General features: G+C 57.9%; 1 protein-coding gene. It reads right to left on the reverse strand.

Going from position 1 to position 681, the window contains the following annotated elements; genetic code table 11:
• Positions 1 to 96: 96 nt before the first annotated feature.
• Positions 97 to 681: IS5 family transposase (locus J8I34_RS34265; protein WP_209808615.1), on the reverse strand; the 585-nt coding region annotated here is incomplete at its 5' end.

The following is a 681-nucleotide window of genomic DNA, read 5'->3' on the forward strand; positions in this document are numbered from 1 at the left end:
AAGCCGTGGTCTTCGGCTTTCGCAATACGGGAGAGAACGACCAATTCAAGCCGTCCTTCACACGTTTTGCACCTGTCCCGGCCGCGCTTTTCCTGCTCAGGACGGATTGCTTCCCTCTGAGGCCAGTAACAGTTTCCTGGCGAACACCAGATTCGCCAGACCAAACAGGCTGAACAACTGCGCCGTGTTCTTGACCAGACCCTTGTAGCGAACCTTGCGATGCCCAAACAGATTCTTGACGACATGGAACGGATGCTCGACCCGCGCCCGAATCTGGGCCTTGGCTCGCTCGACGGCGATCAGCAGGTCCTTGACTGCTCCATCACGCATCGACTTGATCTTGCCGCGCTTGACGGCAACCTGCCACTTCACGGTCTTGCCTTTCATCTCCTCGCGTTTGTCCACGCCCGTGTAGCCAGCGTCGCCAAACGCATGCTCCTCGTGGCCATGCAGCAAAGCATGTGCCTGCGACACGTCCGACTCGTTGGCCGCGGTGCCTACCACGCTGTGTACCAATCCAGAGGCCGCATCCACGCCGACATGGGCTTTCATTCCAAAATGCCAGGCATTGCCTTTCTTGGCCTGATGCATCTCCGGATCGCGACTCTTCTCCTTGTTCTTGGTCGACGGTGGCGCTTCGATGATGGTGGCATCCACGATAGTGCCTTCCTTCATCATCAG

Origin of the sequence: Cupriavidus phytohabitans (genome assembly GCF_017815025.1) — a bacterium.
Taxonomy (GTDB): Bacteria; Pseudomonadota; Gammaproteobacteria; order Burkholderiales; family Burkholderiaceae; genus Cupriavidus.